Below are 13,887 nucleotides of genomic sequence, written 5' to 3' on the forward strand. Positions count from 1 at the left end.
AGGCCTGTAAGGAGAACCCCCTTCAGTTCTGCACCACCCTAACCAAGCCCGCTACGTGGATTGTAGGGGTGTTGGTCCCGCCACTTCTCCATCAATGCTTCAAGCTCGGCGTCGTTCCCGTCCGGTAGCATAATCCTGATCGTAACGAAGAGATCCCCGGTCCCGCCGGATTTCGGCAAGCCCTTACCTTTGAGGCGGAAGGTCCGGCCGCTGGAGGTGTTTTTCGGAACCGACAATTCCACCGCATTGCCGAGCGTGGGCACGCGGACCTTGCCACCGAGCACAGCCTCGTAGAGCGTGACCGGCAGGTCGATCCGCAAGTCGGCACCCTCGATCTTGAAGAACGGGTGCGGCGCGATGCCGATGGTGATCAGGAGATCGCCGGGCGGATGTCCTTGCGCGGTCTCGCCCTGGCCGCGCAGCCGGATCTGCTGGCCCTCGACGACTCCCGCCGGAATCTTGACGTTGAGTTCCTTGCCGTTCGGCAGCCGGACGCGCTTCTCGCCGCCCTTGACCGATTCTTCCAGCGAGACGGACATCGCGACGTTGACGTCGAGATCGATCCCGACCCCGCCGGTGTCGAATTCGAACTGGGCACCGCCACCGGCCCCGGGGCGCGCGCCGCGCATCCCGCCGCCGAACATGCTGTTGAGGATATCCTCGAACGCGCCCGCGCCCTGGCCGGGGCCTGCCCCGCCGCCACGGAAATTGTAGCTCTCGAATCCGCCGGGACCCGCGCGACCGCGTGGGCCGCCGCCGCCCGGAAAGCCCTGGAAGCGCGGCTTGCCCTCGGCATCGATCTCGCCGCGGTCGAACTGCTTGCGCTTGTCCTCGTCGCCGATGATCTCGTTGGCCGAATTGATCTCGGAGAAGCGCTCGGCGGCCTTGGGATCATCCTTGTTGCTGTCGGGATGATGCTTCTTGGCCAGCTTGCGATAGGCGCTCTTGATCGCGGCAGCGTTGGCGCTCCGCGGCACCCCCAAGACCTCATAGGGGTCGCGCATCCGTCACGTCTCCTCTCGGGAAATCGAAATGTTCAAAGGGCTCCCCGCCCCAACTGAGCCTTATGTGGGGGGTGAGTGGTATTTTTGCAACTAGTCGAGTGAAGCGACCCGCTCCGATTCGAGCAGGATCTTATCGGAAAACCGGTTCCCGGATCATGCTCAGCTCCGCCACGGCTTTAGCGTATGAATCTCCCAACGGCCACGGCTGCTTTGGCAGCCGGCGCCCTGGAGCCAGCTTTCGGTCGTCCCGTTGACGTAGCTCGCGAGGAAATCACGGCACTTGCGGCCATCCTCGGCGGCGTAGGATTGCGCGATCGGCGTCACCGAGCCGCGCGCGCCGGTTTCCGGATTCTCCCAGTGCTGGCTGGCATCCTTGTCGCCCTTGCTCAGCACGTCGGAGGCGGCGTTGCGGGCGAAGGCGAGATCGGTCTCGGTCGGCGGGGCGTCCTTCGCCGGCCGCGCGATCGAACCGGTGAGATCGTTGTCGTCGGCCTTGGCATAGGCATTGGTGTCGGTGCGGGACAGACTGCAGCCGCCGGCGCCGAGCCCGATCAAAATCATCGTCATCGCAAGGCTGGAGGGCCGCATCGCCGATAGGCCAACGCGTCCCCATGCCCTATATAGAGCAGGTGCAGACAACAGCGCGCTTTGGGCCGCGGGACGCAATTCGGACTCCAGACATGACCGACACGACCTCGATGAAACACCAGACACCCTTAACATCCGGTGATTTCACCGCCGCCGACGAGCCATTTGCGCTGTTCGAGGCCTGGCTGAACGAGGCAATCAAGAGCGAGCCGAACGATCCGAACGCCATGGCGCTCGCAACCGTCGATCCCGACGGCCTGCCTGACGTGCGCATGGTGCTGATGAAGGGCTTCGATACCGAAGGTTTTGTTTTCTACAGTCACATCGCGAGCCAGAAAGGCCGCGAACTCGCCGCAAATCCTAAGGCAGCGTTACTTTTTCACTGGAAGTCGCTGCGCCGTCAGGTCCGCATCCGCGGCAACGTGACGCCGGTGACCGATGCCGAGGCCGACGCCTATTTCGCGACGCGACCGAAGCAGGCGCAGATCGGCGCCTGGGCGAGCAAGCAGTCGCAAGAGCTCGAGAGCCGCTTCGCCTTCGAGCAGGCCATCGCAAAGGTCGCGGCCAAGCATGTCATCGGCAACGTGCCGCGGCCGCCCGGCTGGAGCGGCTGGCGCATCACGCCTTCGCGCATCGAGTTCTGGCACGACCGCCCATTCCGCCTGCACGACCGCATCGAATTTCGCCGTGACGCGGCCGGCCAGCCGTGGTCCAAGACGCGGATGTACCCCTAAGCTTTAGGCCGACCTGAAAGATGTCCATGCCGCATTCGTCCAATGCGCCGCGCCGCACGCTGCTCCTGACCGGAGCAAGCCGCGGTATCGGCCACGCCACCGTGATCCGCTTCTCGTCGGCGGGATGGCGCGTCATCACCTGCTCGCGGCATCCCTTCCCGGAGGATTGTCCGTGGGACGCAGGCCCCGAGGATCACATCCAGGTCGACCTCGGCGATCCCCAGGACACCGCGCGCGCGATCTCCGAAATCCGCAATCGCCTCGAAGGCGGCATGCTGCACGCGCTGGTCAACAACGCCGCAATCTCGCCGAAAGGTCCCGGCGGCGCCCGGCTCGGCTCGGTCGACACCGAGCTCGACACCTGGACGCACGTCTTCCACGTCAACTTCTTCGCCCCGATCATGATCGCGCGCGGCTTGATCGAGGAACTGAAGGCGGCCAAGGGCTCGGTCGTGAACGTCACCTCGATCGCGGGCTCGCGCGTGCATCCCTTCGCGGGTGCGGCCTACGCCACCTCGAAAGCGGCGCTTGCCGCGCTGACGCGCGAGATGGCGTCCGACTTCGGCCGCGTCGGCGTGCGCGTCAACGCGATCGCACCGGGCGAGATCGACACCTCGATCCTGTCGCCGGGCACCGAGAAGATCGTCGATCAACAGATTCCGATGCACCGCCTCGGCACGCCTGACGAGGTCGCCAAGATCATCTACGTGCTGTGCACGGACACCAGTTCTTACGTCAACGGCGCCGAGATCCACATCAACGGCGGCCAGCACGTCTAGGCCAGGTGACGCGTCGGGTGATCGATGGGCCGGTTTGCGAGCACGGCATCAACTTACGAGCATTTGCGGCCGCCCTACCCCGGCGAGTTCTTCCGCAGCGTGGCGCACAAGCTCGGCCTCTCCGAACGATGCGCCTTGATTGATCTGGGCACCGGCCCCGGGCTGCTCGCACTCGGCTTTGCGCGCCATGTCGGCCGTATCGTCGGCGTCGACCCCGAACCCGCGATGCTCGAGGCTGCACGACAGGCGGCAGCGCGTGCAGGCCAAGCGCTCACGCTGATCGAAGGCAAAGCCGAGACACTTGGCCCCGACATCGGCACGTTCGACATCGTCACGATCGGCCGCGCGCTGCATTGGATGGATCGCGATGCGACGCTCGCGCGGCTCGACAGACTGGTCGCAGACGACGGCGCGATCCTGATCTGCGCCTCATTCTCGGTCACCGACGGCCGCAATCCATGGCTTGATGGCTACAACGAGATCCGCCGCCGCTGGTCACCCGCAAAGCTCTGGGACGAAGCCGGCAAGGGCACGCGGACCCATCGCGACCTTCCCGCATTCTTCCGCGGCAGCGCCTTTGCGCCCACCGAGCTCGTCACGGTCGAGACCAGCCACACGGTCAGCATGCAGGACCTGGCGCAACGCACCCTCACCTACTCGTCGTCCTCACCGGAAGCGTTGGGCGACAATGTCGAGGCGATGTTGCGGGATGCCGAGAGCCATCTGGCAGCGTTCAGCCGCGATGGCGCAATCGCCGAGACCATCGTCTCGACGGCGCAGATCGTGAAGCGCTAGTTCATCTACTGCGAAGGGCGGGAAGCAAGGCGATCCAGCAACGCCGCCGCAAGACTGGATCGCCCGCCCTTCCTTCCACTCCTCAATCGACTCGAATCCGACGCGACCGTTCGCGCAGCCTCAACGTTGCAGCAGTTGGAGCGGCAGCTGCGTTGAATGCAGTCGAACAATCGTCATCGTTCTCGCCATCGAGCAGGGGAGCACCACAGTGCCGGCACATGCGCGCCGACAACGACGGCGCCTTGCCGCTCGCCACGGCCTGACGATAGCTCGTCAGATCGATGACGTTGCGGGGCGTCGTTATGTGTTTTTCAACCATGGCTGTTCCTCGCGGCTAACCCGCTGCTTATCGCAGACAAGTTTCGCGCAAACGTTCAGCCCACCGCTCAAATTTTACCGGAGGAATTGGGGCGCAGAACACGCATCACGGCGTCGCCGCAATGACGCTCTATTCTGCGACACCATCAGCCCTGTCTCTGCGACCGGCGTAAGGTCTCGGTCACTATTTTCAGAGCGCAGGCCGGCTCAAAGCCACTTCTTCCACTTGAAGATCCAGTACGGCACGATCGCCGCGATCACCATCAGCACGAGCGCAAACGGATAGCCGTGCGTCCATTCGAGTTCCGGCATCGACTTGAAGTTCATGCCGTAGATCGATGCGATCAGCGTCGGCGGCATCAGGACAACAGCCATGACCGAAAACAGCTTGATGATGTTGTTCTGCTCGAGATTGACGACGCCGAGCATGGCATCGAGCACGAAGGTGATCTTGCTGGAGAGATAGGAGGCGTGGTCGGTCAGCGAGGCGACGTCGCGCTGCATGGTCTTGAGCTGCTCGCGCATGTCCTTCGACCATTTCACGCCCTCCACCACCGCCGAGAGGAAGGTGACGACGCGGCCGATCGACACCAGGCTCTCGCGAACCTTGGAGGTCAGATCACCCTTGCGTCCGATCGAGATCAGGATCTGCGAATATTGCTTGGCGTGGCCGTGGCGCTCGCTCTCGGGCTCGAAGATGTCGTGGCTGACCTGGTCGATCTCCATGCCGCAGCGTTCCAGAATGTCGGCGCAGCGGTCGATCACGGCGTCCAGCAGTTCCATCAGCACCATTTCGCCGGTGATCGCGGGGGCGCAGGTGCGGGCCAGCTTGGCCTCGACCAGGGCGAACGGCTTGGGCTGGTCGTAGCGCACCGTGACCAGGCGATGGTCGCCGAGGATGAAGGTCACCGCCGTGGTCCGGGGCATGTCGGTGTCGGAATGGCACATCAGGGTCGCGGTCATGTAGCGCGCGCTGTTCTCGATGTAGAGGCGGCTGGAGATCTCGATCTCCTGCATGTCCTCCCGGGTCGGGATCGCGATCCCCAGCAGCCGTTCCACGGCCTTGTCCTCGGCCGCGGTCGGGTTGACCAGGTCGACCCACACCGCGTGCTCCGGCACGGCCGCGAGATCGTCGACAACGGCCTTCTTCAGGGTGGAGTCGGTGGGAACGAACACAGAAAACATGAACAACTCCGGGAGGGGGCCTGCGACAGAATGACAGGCCCTTAGCGCGATTCTGACAAGTTCATGATGACAAGCACATTAACGGAGCGTTTGCATTTGTGGCCCAACTGTGGCGCGAAATCGACAGTCCGGCTTTTCGCGTCCAAAAACAGGTCTGGGCGCGCAAAACTTGCGGCAAAAAAGCCACAGGTTGGGTCTTGCAGCGCGGGAAAAGTCCCTAAACGCTGGAATTGTGGCAGATTTCAACCATAATGAAATCCACGGAGTCGAAGGCCTTGGGCGCTAGCTCAGGACCTGCGCGGTATTTGTTTGATTGGAACCAAACCATGTCGTCGCTGAAAGTTATGTTGGGAATTCTGGCCGCCGGCTTCACGCTGTCGGGCTGCATGCAGGCTACGCATTTCGAAGCCACCAACACCCAGAATTTCAAGCCGAAGGACAAGGAACTCCTTGCCAAGATCCGGTACGAGAATACGCCGGTGGCAGAGCCGTTCCGTCGCGCCATCGTCGACTATCACCGCAAGGAGTCGCCGGGTTCGATCGTGGTCGATTCCGACAACCACTACCTCTATTACGTGATGGATGGCGGCAAGGCGATCCGCTACGGCATCACCGTCGGCGAAGAAGCCATGGCTTGGTCCGGCATCGCCAAGGTCGGCAGCATGACCGAATGGCCGGCCTGGCACCCGACCCCGGGCGAGATCTCGCGCCTTGGCGTTCCGACCTACGTCGCCCCCGGTCCGGACAATCCGATGGGCTCGCGCGCGATGTACCTGTATTCGGGCGGCAAGGACACGCTGTTCCGCATTCACGGCACCAACCAGCCGGAATATATCGGCGCTTCGATCTCGTCGGGCTGCATCCGCCTGACCAACGAGGACGCAATCGACCTCTACAGCCGCGTCAAGGTCGGCACCATCGTCGTGGTGCTTGAGCCGAAGCACGGCGACTCGCCCTATAATTCGCGCCTCGCGCTGCAGGGCGGCGGTTCTCAGACCAGCAACTACTGATCACTCCCTGATCTGATGGTTTTCGAAAAGCGCCGGTTTTACCGGCGCTTTTTTGTTGTCGGCTTGCTCTTGCTGGAGTTGGCCGCTGGCTTATCCGCCGGCGCGGCAGGCTTCGCGCTCTCCTGATCGTCGGCGCCGTCCTTGGGCTCATCCTTGGCCCCCTCCTTGGTCCCCTCGGATTTGGCCGCGACCTCGCGCGGCGGCGCCTCCTCGGGGCGCTCGGCCGGCAGCAGGGGCGCGACCTGGGGCAAGGGATCCCAGACGTTCCACTGACAGATCCGGTAATCGTTGCGCCGCTGCGCGAGGTCAAGGTGGATATGGTCCTCGTGGTACCAGTCCGAGCCTGGGCCGAGCACCGTGGAAAAGCGCGAGCAGACCGAATGCAGCACGCGCTCGCGCACGTCGCGCGACATGGTGCGGTCGGTCAGGCCGATCGACTGGCCGTTGGCAAGCTTGAGCGCGCGCACGTCGAGTGCGTTGGCCTTGCCGTGCTCGGACAGCATCGCACCGACGATGCGATTACGGCCGCGGCACTCGAAACTGTCGAAATTGTCGAGGTCGGTGATGGTCGAGCCGAGGCTCGCGGCCAGCGGCACCATGTCGGTGCGCACCCAATTGGCGATTGCTGATGCCATGGTGCAGCGGAGGATTGCCGCCGGCTTGACGGCGACCTTGCGCTTGTCCGGCAGCACGATCGCCTCCAGCCGCACCAGATCCTCCCCGCCGCAGGCGCCGGGGCCATGGATATCGGGAATGGACGGCGCGACCGCGATCTCCTCGGTGAGCGCGAGACGGCAGGCCGAGAGCTGCTTCTCGGGCGGCGGAGCCGCCTCGGCGGGTTTGCCGGGTTTATCCGGGGAAGGCTTGTCAGGCGAAGGCTTGCCGTCGGCCTCAGGCGCCGCCTCGTCCGTTGCTTTGGGAGCGTCCTCAGGCCGAGGCTTTGGTAGCGGTATCCTAAGCGGCATCCTGGCGGAATGAGTGCTCGCGCGCGGCCGTGGTGTACCAAGACCAAAGATATCGAGCGGCGCAGCATAGTTTCGCGCCTCCACGCGATCGGCGAGCACAAGTAGCCCGAGCGCAGCGGTAACCATTGCCGCGCCGGCGGACATATTGCCGCGATAAGACCATTTGCGGCGAAAGTCCGGCAGGCTAAAACTCATGACAATTCTTTGGCCCTGCGCTGAGAGCGATAATGCGCCCAGCGACTTCTCGGAGGAACGTCTGAATGCTCGGCTTGATGCAAGATTGGCCCCTGCTCTGCCACCGGATCATCGAACACGCCGCCAAGATTCATGGCAAGCAGGAGGTCGTGACGCGATCGGTCGAGGGACCGATCCATCGCACCACCTACGCCGAAATCCACCAGCGCGCGCTCAAGGTCTCGCAGATGCTGGAGCGCGACGGCATCAAGCTCGGCGACCGCGTCGCCACGATCGCCTGGAACACCTGGCGCCATCTCGAGGTCTGGTACGGCATCATGGGCATCGGCGCCATCTGCCATACCGTCAATCCCCGGCTTTTCCCCGAGCAGATCGCCTGGATCATCAACCATGCACAGGATCGCATCGTGATGGTCGACCTGACCTTCGTGCCGGTGCTGGAGAAGCTCGCCGACAAACTTCCGAGCGTCGAACGGTACGTCATCCTCACCGACAAGGCGCATATGCCCGAGACCACGTTGAAGAACGTCGTGGCCTACGAGGACTGGATCGCCGAGGCCGACGGCAAATTCAAATGGAAGGACTTTGACGAGAACACGGCGGCAGCGATGTGCTACACGTCCGGCACCACGGGCGATCCAAAGGGTGTGCTGTATTCGCATCGCTCCAACGTGCTGCATGCGCTGATGGCCAACAATGTCGACGCGCTCGGCACCAGCGCCTCGGAGACAATGCTGCCGGTGGTGCCGCTGTTCCATGCCAACAGCTGGGGCATCGCCTTCTCTGCGCCCTCGCAGGGCACCAAGCTGGTGATGCCAGGCCCCAAGCTCGACGGCGCCTCGGTCTACGAGCTGCTCTCCACCGAGAAGGTGACGCACACCGCCGGCGTGCCGACGGTGTGGCTGATGCTGCTCCAGCACATGACCGCCAATAATCTGAACCTGCCGGAGCTGAAGATGGTGATCTGCGGCGGATCGGCGATGCCGCGCTCGATGATCAAGGCCTTCCTCGACATGGGCTCGAACGTCCGTCACGCCTGGGGCATGACCGAGATGAGCCCGATCGGCAGCGTCTCGGCGCTCAAGCCGCCGTTCCAGAACGCGACCGGCGATGCGCGGCTCGACGTGCTGCAGATGCAGGGCTACGCGCCCTTCGCGGTCGAAATGAAGATCACCGACGATGCCGGCAAGGAGCTGCCCTGGGACGGCAAGACCTTTGGCCGCCTCAAGGTCTCCGGCCCCGCGGTGGCCAAGGCCTATTTCCGTCTCGATGCCAACATCCTCGATGAGGAGGGCTTCTTCGACACCGGCGACGTCGCGACCATCGACGAGGGCGGTTACATGCGGATCACCGACCGCTCCAAGGACGTGATCAAGTCCGGCGGCGAGTGGATTTCCTCGATCGACCTCGAGAACCTCGCGGTCGGCCATCCGGCCGTGGCGGAGGCCGCCGTCATCGGCGTCTTCCACCCCAAATGGGACGAGCGGCCGCTGTTGATCGTGCAGCTCAAGCAGGGCCAGCAGGCCACGCGTGACGACATCCTGAAGTACATGGACGGCAAGATCGCCAAATGGTGGATGCCCGACGACGTCGCTTTCGTCGACGGCATCCCGCACACCGCGACCGGCAAGATCCTGAAGACCGCGCTGCGCGACCAGTTCAAGGAATATCGTTTCCCGAACGCGGCGGCGTAAATCACCACCACCGTCATGCCCGGGGTTGTCCCGGGCATCGACGTCTTGCCCGACATCTTGGCGGCAAGAAAGACGTGGATGGCCGGGACAAGCCCGGCCATGACGATGCAAGAGCCTGTGGAACCCTTGAATTTGCCCCCGGGCCGTGGTCTCAACGGTTCATCGTCGCGCCAAATCGGCCGGCAAGCCCCAAAACCCCGGCAGAGCTCACTCGATGGCCCGCAGGTTTTCCGCTCCCTATCAGTCGGAGCCCGTGTCCAGCCTCGCGACCTGGGCGCGCAATCTGGCCGTGTTCGCGGTGGTGGCCGTGGTGGTGTCGATCATCATCGTCCGCTTCGACTTTTTGGAGATGAAGCCGGCGCTGGCCACGTTCTTCGGCGGGCTCGCGATTGCCGCCCTGTCCATCCTGTTCGGCCTCGCCGGCTTTGCCGCGATCTGGCAGAACGGCTCGCGCGGCATGGCGCGTATCCTGCTCGCCTTCCTGATCGACGGGGCGATCCTCGCCTATCCCGCGTATCAAGCCCTGCTGTACCGCAAGCTGCCGCCGATCCACGACATCACCACCGACCCGATCGACCCGCCGCGCTTCGACGCGCTGTCGCGCCTGCGCACGGGCGACGGCACCAACACCGCCGTTTATGCCGGCCTCTATTCGGCCGAGCAGCAGCGCCACTTCTATCCCGACATCGAGCCGATCGAGCTCGAGATCCCCGTCGACCGCGCCTATGCGATCGCACGCCAGCTCGTCATCAAGCGCAAATGGACCGTCATCGACGAACGCGAGCCGCAGCCGCCGCGCCGCATGGGCCGCATCGAGGCGGTGGCGCGCACGCCGATCATGGGGTTTCGCGAGGACATCTCGATCAGGGTCGTGCCTGACGGCGACGATTCCCGCGTCGATATCCGCTCCGCCTCGCGTTATTTCGAGAGCGACCTCGGCAGCAACGCCGCGCGCGTGACGAAATTCATCGACGACCTCAACACCGCAGCCGATGCGGACGCGCTGAAGCCGGTGAAGAAGACCCCGGTCGCGCCACCGAAGGCGCCGGCGAAGACGGTGAAGAAGTGACCGCGCGCTAGCCGTTCGCCATCCGGTACGTCCCCCCGATCACGGGATCGCCGTCCGTCGCGACAACGCCGCGTGCGACGAGGTCCTCCAGATGCGCCAGCACGGAATAGCCGGCGGCCGTCGTCAACCGCGGATCGATGCCGATATAGATCGCGCGCACCATGTTCGGGATGTCGGTCTCTCCCTTGGCGAGGCGGTGCAGGATCGAGGCCTCGCGCGCCTTGCGATGGCGGATCAGGAAACGCACGAAACGCTGGCCCTCCGGGATCTCCGGGCCATGGCCGGAGAAATACAGGTCCTCCTCGCGCGCAGCGAGCCGGTCGAGCGATTCCATGTAGTCGATCATCGAGCCGTCGGGCGGCGCCACGATCGAGGTCGACCAGCCCATGACGTGATCGCCGACGAAGCTGAACTTTCGCTCGGGCCAGGCAAAGGCGAGATGGTTGGCGGTGTGACCGGGCGTGGCCACGGCCTCGAGCCGCCAGCCGGCGCCTTCGACGACATCCCCATGGGCGATCCTGACATCGGGGACGAAGTCGCGATCGGAGCCGGATTCCGGATTATGCTTCTCGCTCTCAAAGCGCGGGCGCGAGGCGCGGTGCGGGCCCTCGGCATAGACCGGCGCACCGGTCGCCTGCTTGATGCGCGGTGTATTGGGCGAGTGGTCGCGGTGGGTGTGGGTGACGAAGATATGGCTCACCGTCTCGCCGCGCACGGCATCGAGCAGTGCGGCCGCATGAGCCTCGTCGTCGGGACCGGGATCGATGATCGCGACGTTGCCGGTGCCTACGATGTAGCTGACGGTACCAGTAAAGGTGAACGGGCTCGGATTGTTACAGAGCACCCGCCGCACACCGGGGCGGACTTCCTCGACGACGCCTGGGTGAAGCGGAAAGTTGCGGTTGAACGGGACGTCGTCGTTGTCGGACATGGCTTGCTCATACCTTGCGGACTTCGTCATGCCCGGCCTTGTGCCGGGCATCCACGTTCTTCACATGGCCTAGAACGTGGATGGCCGGGACACCTAGCGCGAAGACGCGCTTCGCGCTTTTGCCCGGCCATGACGCATTTCCAAGCCGAGGTGCGTCCTCAGAAAAACGCCTGAATGCCCGTGATCGCGCGGCCCAGGATCAGGGCGTGGACGTCGTGGGTGCCCTCGTAGGTGTTGACCGTCTCGAGGTTATGGACGTGGCGCATCACGTGGAATTCGGCGGAGATGCCGTTGCCGCCATGCATGTCGCGGGCGACTCGGGCGATGTCGAGGGCCTTGCCGCAATTGTTGCGCTTCATGATCGAGATCATCTCGGGCGCAAACTTGCCCTCGTCCATCAGGCGGCCGACGCGCAAGCTCCCCTGGAGGCCGAGCGCGATCTCGGTTTCCATGTCGGCGAGCTTCTTCTGCACCAGCTGGGTCGCGGCGAGCGGCTTGCCGAACTGCTTGCGGTCGAGCGTGTACTGGCGGGCGCGATGCATGCAGTCCTCGGCCGCGCCGATCGCGCCCCAGGAGATGCCGTAGCGGGCGCGGTTGAGGCAGCCGAACGGGCCCTTCAGGCCGGAGACGTTGGGCAGCAGCGCGCTTTCGGGCACCACGACGCCGTCCATCACGACCTCGCCGGTGATCGAGGCGCGAAGCGAGAGCTTGCTTCCGATCTTCGGTGCGGAAAGGCCCTTCATGCCCTTCTCCAGCACGAAGCCGCGGATCTGGTTGTCGTGCTCGGCTGACTTGGCCCAGATCACGAACACGTCGGCGATCGGCGCGTTCGAGATCCACATCTTGCTGCCGGTCAGGCGATAGCCGTCGGAAACCTTTTCGGCGCGGGTCTTCATGCCGGCCGGGTCGGAGCCGGCATCGGGCTCGGTCAGGCCGAAGCAGCCGACCCACTCGCCGCTGGCGAGCTTCGGCAGGTACTTCTTGCGCTGGTTCTCGTCGCCATAGGCATAGATCGGGTACATCACCAGCGACGACTGCACCGAGTTCATCGAACGATAGCCGGAATCGACCCGCTCGATCTCGCGCGCGACGAGGCCGTACGCCACGTAGCTCGCATTGGCGCAGCCATATTCTTCCGGCAGCGTGATGCCGATCAGGCCGAGCTCGCCCATCTCGTTGAAGATCTCGCGGTCGGTCTTCTCTTCCAGATAGGCCTTGGTGACACGCGGCAGCAGCTTGTCCTGGGCATAGGCGCGCGCCGTATCGCGCACCATGCGCTCGTCTTCGGTCAGCTGCTCGTCGAGCAGGAACGGATCGTCCCACTGGAAGGAAGCCGCAGCCGGCTTGTCCTTGGTCTGAGGGCGCACGCTCATGAAACGTCCTTTCGGTCTGGTTCCGTCTAAAAATTGCCGGACAAACTAAATCGCCGCGGCAACAAGTGCAATTGCATTGCAGATGTGGGGCCTTGCGTGAATCCCGGGGATGCGCACCGCGCACCCCGGGGGATGCGAGGCGCGTCCCCGGAATGACAGCGCTAGCTTTCGAGCTGCTCGTTGGCGACGATCTCGATGCCGAAGCCGGAGAGGCCCTTGTAGTCATGCACCGACGAGGTGAGATGCCGGATCGAGGTGACGCCGAGATCGCGCAGGATCTGCGCACCGACGCCGACTTCGCGCCACTGGCGGTTGCGGTCGGCTTCCGTCGCGCTCTCATCAGGCAACGGTGCCACGGGAACGCCTGCGGCGCCGTCGCGCAGATAGACCAGCACGCCGCGACCGGACTTCTTGAAGTGCTCGAGCACGACCGCCATGCGCTTGTGGCCGGTAAAGGTGTCCTTGACGATGTTCGGCTTGTGGAAGCGCGTCAGCACGTTCTTGCCGTCGCCGACACCGTTGTAGACGAAGGCGACGTGGGCGATGGAATCGAACGGCGAGCGGTAGGCATAGCCCTGGAGCGGCCCGATCGGGCTTTCGGTGGTGAAGGTCGAGACCCGCTCGATCAGCTTTTCGCGCGCCTGGCGATAGGCGATCATGTCGGCGATGGTGACGTGCTTCAACTTGTGCCGGGCGGCGAACTGGGCAACCTGCTCGCCCTTCATCACGCTGCCGTCGTCATTCATCAACTCGCTGATGACGCCGACCGGCGGGAGCCCCGAGAGCTTGCAGAGATCGACCGCGGCCTCGGTGTGGCCGGAGCGCAGCAGCACGCCGCCGTCCTTGGCGATCAGCGGGAAGATGTGGCCCGGACGGGCAAAGTCGTTGGCGCCGACATTGGGATTGGACAGCGCACGGCAGCAGGACGCGCGCTCCTCGGCCGAAATGCCGGTGCCGCCGTCGGGCTTGTAGTCGATCGAGACCGTGAAGGCCGTGGTGTGGGCGGAATCGTTGTGGGCAACCATCGGATCAAGCCGCAGCCGCCGCGCGTCCTCGGTGGTGATCGGCGCGCAGACGATGCCGGAGGTGTGGCGGATGATGAAGGCCATCTTTTCCGCCGTGCAGAATGAGGCGGCGACGATCAGATCGCCCTCGCCCTCGCGATCGTCATCGTCGGTCACGACGACGAGTTCGCCCCGGGCAAAGGCTTGCAAAACTTCCTGAACGGTATCGGGCATGTCCCAATC

At 64.2% G+C, this 13,887-nt stretch carries 14 protein-coding genes; 6 read left to right on the top strand and 8 right to left on the bottom strand.

The genetic code is table 11. The features are described 5' to 3' along the window. Positions 1 to 38: 38 nt before the first annotated feature. Together QA645_RS33210 and QA645_RS33215 are read right to left on the bottom strand one after the other, a co-directional pair. Positions 39 to 1,004, bottom strand: coding sequence for a J domain-containing protein (locus tag QA645_RS33210; RefSeq protein WP_283045444.1), 966 nt, complete (start codon positions 1,002 to 1,004; stop codon positions 39 to 41). Positions 1,005 to 1,163: 159 nt separating this feature from the next. Beyond that, a complete protein-coding gene (locus QA645_RS33215) occupies positions 1,164 to 1,571 on the bottom strand; it encodes an RT0821/Lpp0805 family surface protein (RefSeq protein ID WP_309144843.1) in 408 nt (135 codons plus the stop codon). 113 nt (positions 1,572 to 1,684) lie between these two features. Here QA645_RS33215 and pdxH point away from each other — a divergent pair, with 113 nt between their 5' ends. From pdxH to QA645_RS33230, 3 genes are read left to right on the top strand one after another with little or no spacing between them, the layout of a single operon-like run. Next, a complete protein-coding gene (pdxH, locus tag QA645_RS33220) occupies positions 1,685 to 2,326 on the top strand; it encodes a pyridoxamine 5'-phosphate oxidase (RefSeq protein ID WP_283045446.1) in 642 nt (213 codons plus the stop codon). 26 nt (positions 2,327 to 2,352) lie between these two features. Then, entirely contained in the window at positions 2,353 to 3,105 is a 753-nt protein-coding gene (locus QA645_RS33225) for an SDR family oxidoreductase (RefSeq protein ID WP_254129571.1), read from the top strand. Between the two features lie 24 nt (positions 3,106 to 3,129). Further along, complete coding sequence (locus tag QA645_RS33230) at positions 3,130 to 3,900, top strand: class I SAM-dependent methyltransferase (protein ID WP_283045447.1); 771 nt, start codon at positions 3,130 to 3,132, stop codon at positions 3,898 to 3,900. 82 nt (positions 3,901 to 3,982) lie between these two features. Here the strand turns inward: QA645_RS33230 and QA645_RS33235 are convergent, their stop codons facing one another. Together QA645_RS33235 and QA645_RS33240 are read right to left on the bottom strand one after the other, a co-directional pair. Beyond that, a complete protein-coding gene (locus QA645_RS33235; protein WP_254129569.1) occupies positions 3,983 to 4,219 on the bottom strand; it encodes a hypothetical protein in 237 nt (78 codons plus the stop codon). A 206-nt stretch (positions 4,220 to 4,425) separates the two neighbouring features. Then, positions 4,426 to 5,403: a magnesium transporter CorA family protein gene (locus QA645_RS33240; RefSeq protein ID WP_254129568.1), complete on the bottom strand. Its 978-nt coding sequence runs from the start codon at positions 5,401 to 5,403 to the stop codon at positions 4,426 to 4,428. 326 nt (positions 5,404 to 5,729) lie between these two features. On the opposite strand from QA645_RS33240, the gene QA645_RS33245 reads away from it, so the two are divergent. Further along, entirely contained in the window at positions 5,730 to 6,413 is a 684-nt protein-coding gene (locus QA645_RS33245; protein WP_254129567.1) for a L,D-transpeptidase, read from the top strand. Positions 6,414 to 6,451: 38 nt separating this feature from the next. On the opposite strand, the gene QA645_RS33250 is transcribed toward QA645_RS33245, so the two are convergent. Further along, positions 6,452 to 7,573, bottom strand: coding sequence for an extensin family protein (locus tag QA645_RS33250; RefSeq protein WP_283045448.1), 1,122 nt, complete (start codon positions 7,571 to 7,573; stop codon positions 6,452 to 6,454). 65 nt (positions 7,574 to 7,638) lie between these two features. Between QA645_RS33250 and QA645_RS33255 the strand changes: the two genes are divergently transcribed. Together QA645_RS33255 and QA645_RS33260 are read left to right on the top strand one after the other, a co-directional pair. Further along, positions 7,639 to 9,267 (top strand): fatty-acid--CoA ligase, encoded by a 1,629-nt coding sequence (locus QA645_RS33255; protein ID WP_283045449.1) that lies wholly within the window; start codon positions 7,639 to 7,641, stop codon positions 9,265 to 9,267. 214 nt (positions 9,268 to 9,481) lie between these two features. Then, complete coding sequence (locus QA645_RS33260; RefSeq protein ID WP_283045450.1) at positions 9,482 to 10,336, top strand: DUF1499 domain-containing protein; 855 nt, start codon at positions 9,482 to 9,484, stop codon at positions 10,334 to 10,336. A 7-nt stretch (positions 10,337 to 10,343) separates the two neighbouring features. Here the strand turns inward: QA645_RS33260 and QA645_RS33265 are convergent, their stop codons facing one another. The 3 genes from QA645_RS33265 to ribB all read right to left on the bottom strand — a co-directional run bounded on the left by QA645_RS33265 (position 10,344) and on the right by ribB (position 13,878). Then, the gene (locus QA645_RS33265; RefSeq protein WP_283045451.1) at positions 10,344 to 11,267 is read right to left on the bottom strand and encodes an MBL fold metallo-hydrolase; all 924 of its coding nucleotides are present in this window, start codon (positions 11,265 to 11,267) and stop codon (positions 10,344 to 10,346) included. A gap of 158 nt (positions 11,268 to 11,425) precedes the next feature. Beyond that, entirely contained in the window at positions 11,426 to 12,640 is a 1,215-nt protein-coding gene (locus QA645_RS33270; RefSeq protein ID WP_254129562.1) for an acyl-CoA dehydrogenase, read from the bottom strand. Between the two features lie 161 nt (positions 12,641 to 12,801). Continuing rightward, positions 12,802 to 13,878 (bottom strand): 3,4-dihydroxy-2-butanone-4-phosphate synthase, encoded by a 1,077-nt coding sequence (ribB, locus tag QA645_RS33275; RefSeq protein WP_254129561.1) that lies wholly within the window; start codon positions 13,876 to 13,878, stop codon positions 12,802 to 12,804. Positions 13,879 to 13,887: the final 9 nt, after the last annotated feature.

This window comes from Bradyrhizobium sp. CIAT3101, from assembly GCF_029714945.1.
Classification (GTDB): domain Bacteria; phylum Pseudomonadota; class Alphaproteobacteria; order Rhizobiales; family Xanthobacteraceae; genus Bradyrhizobium.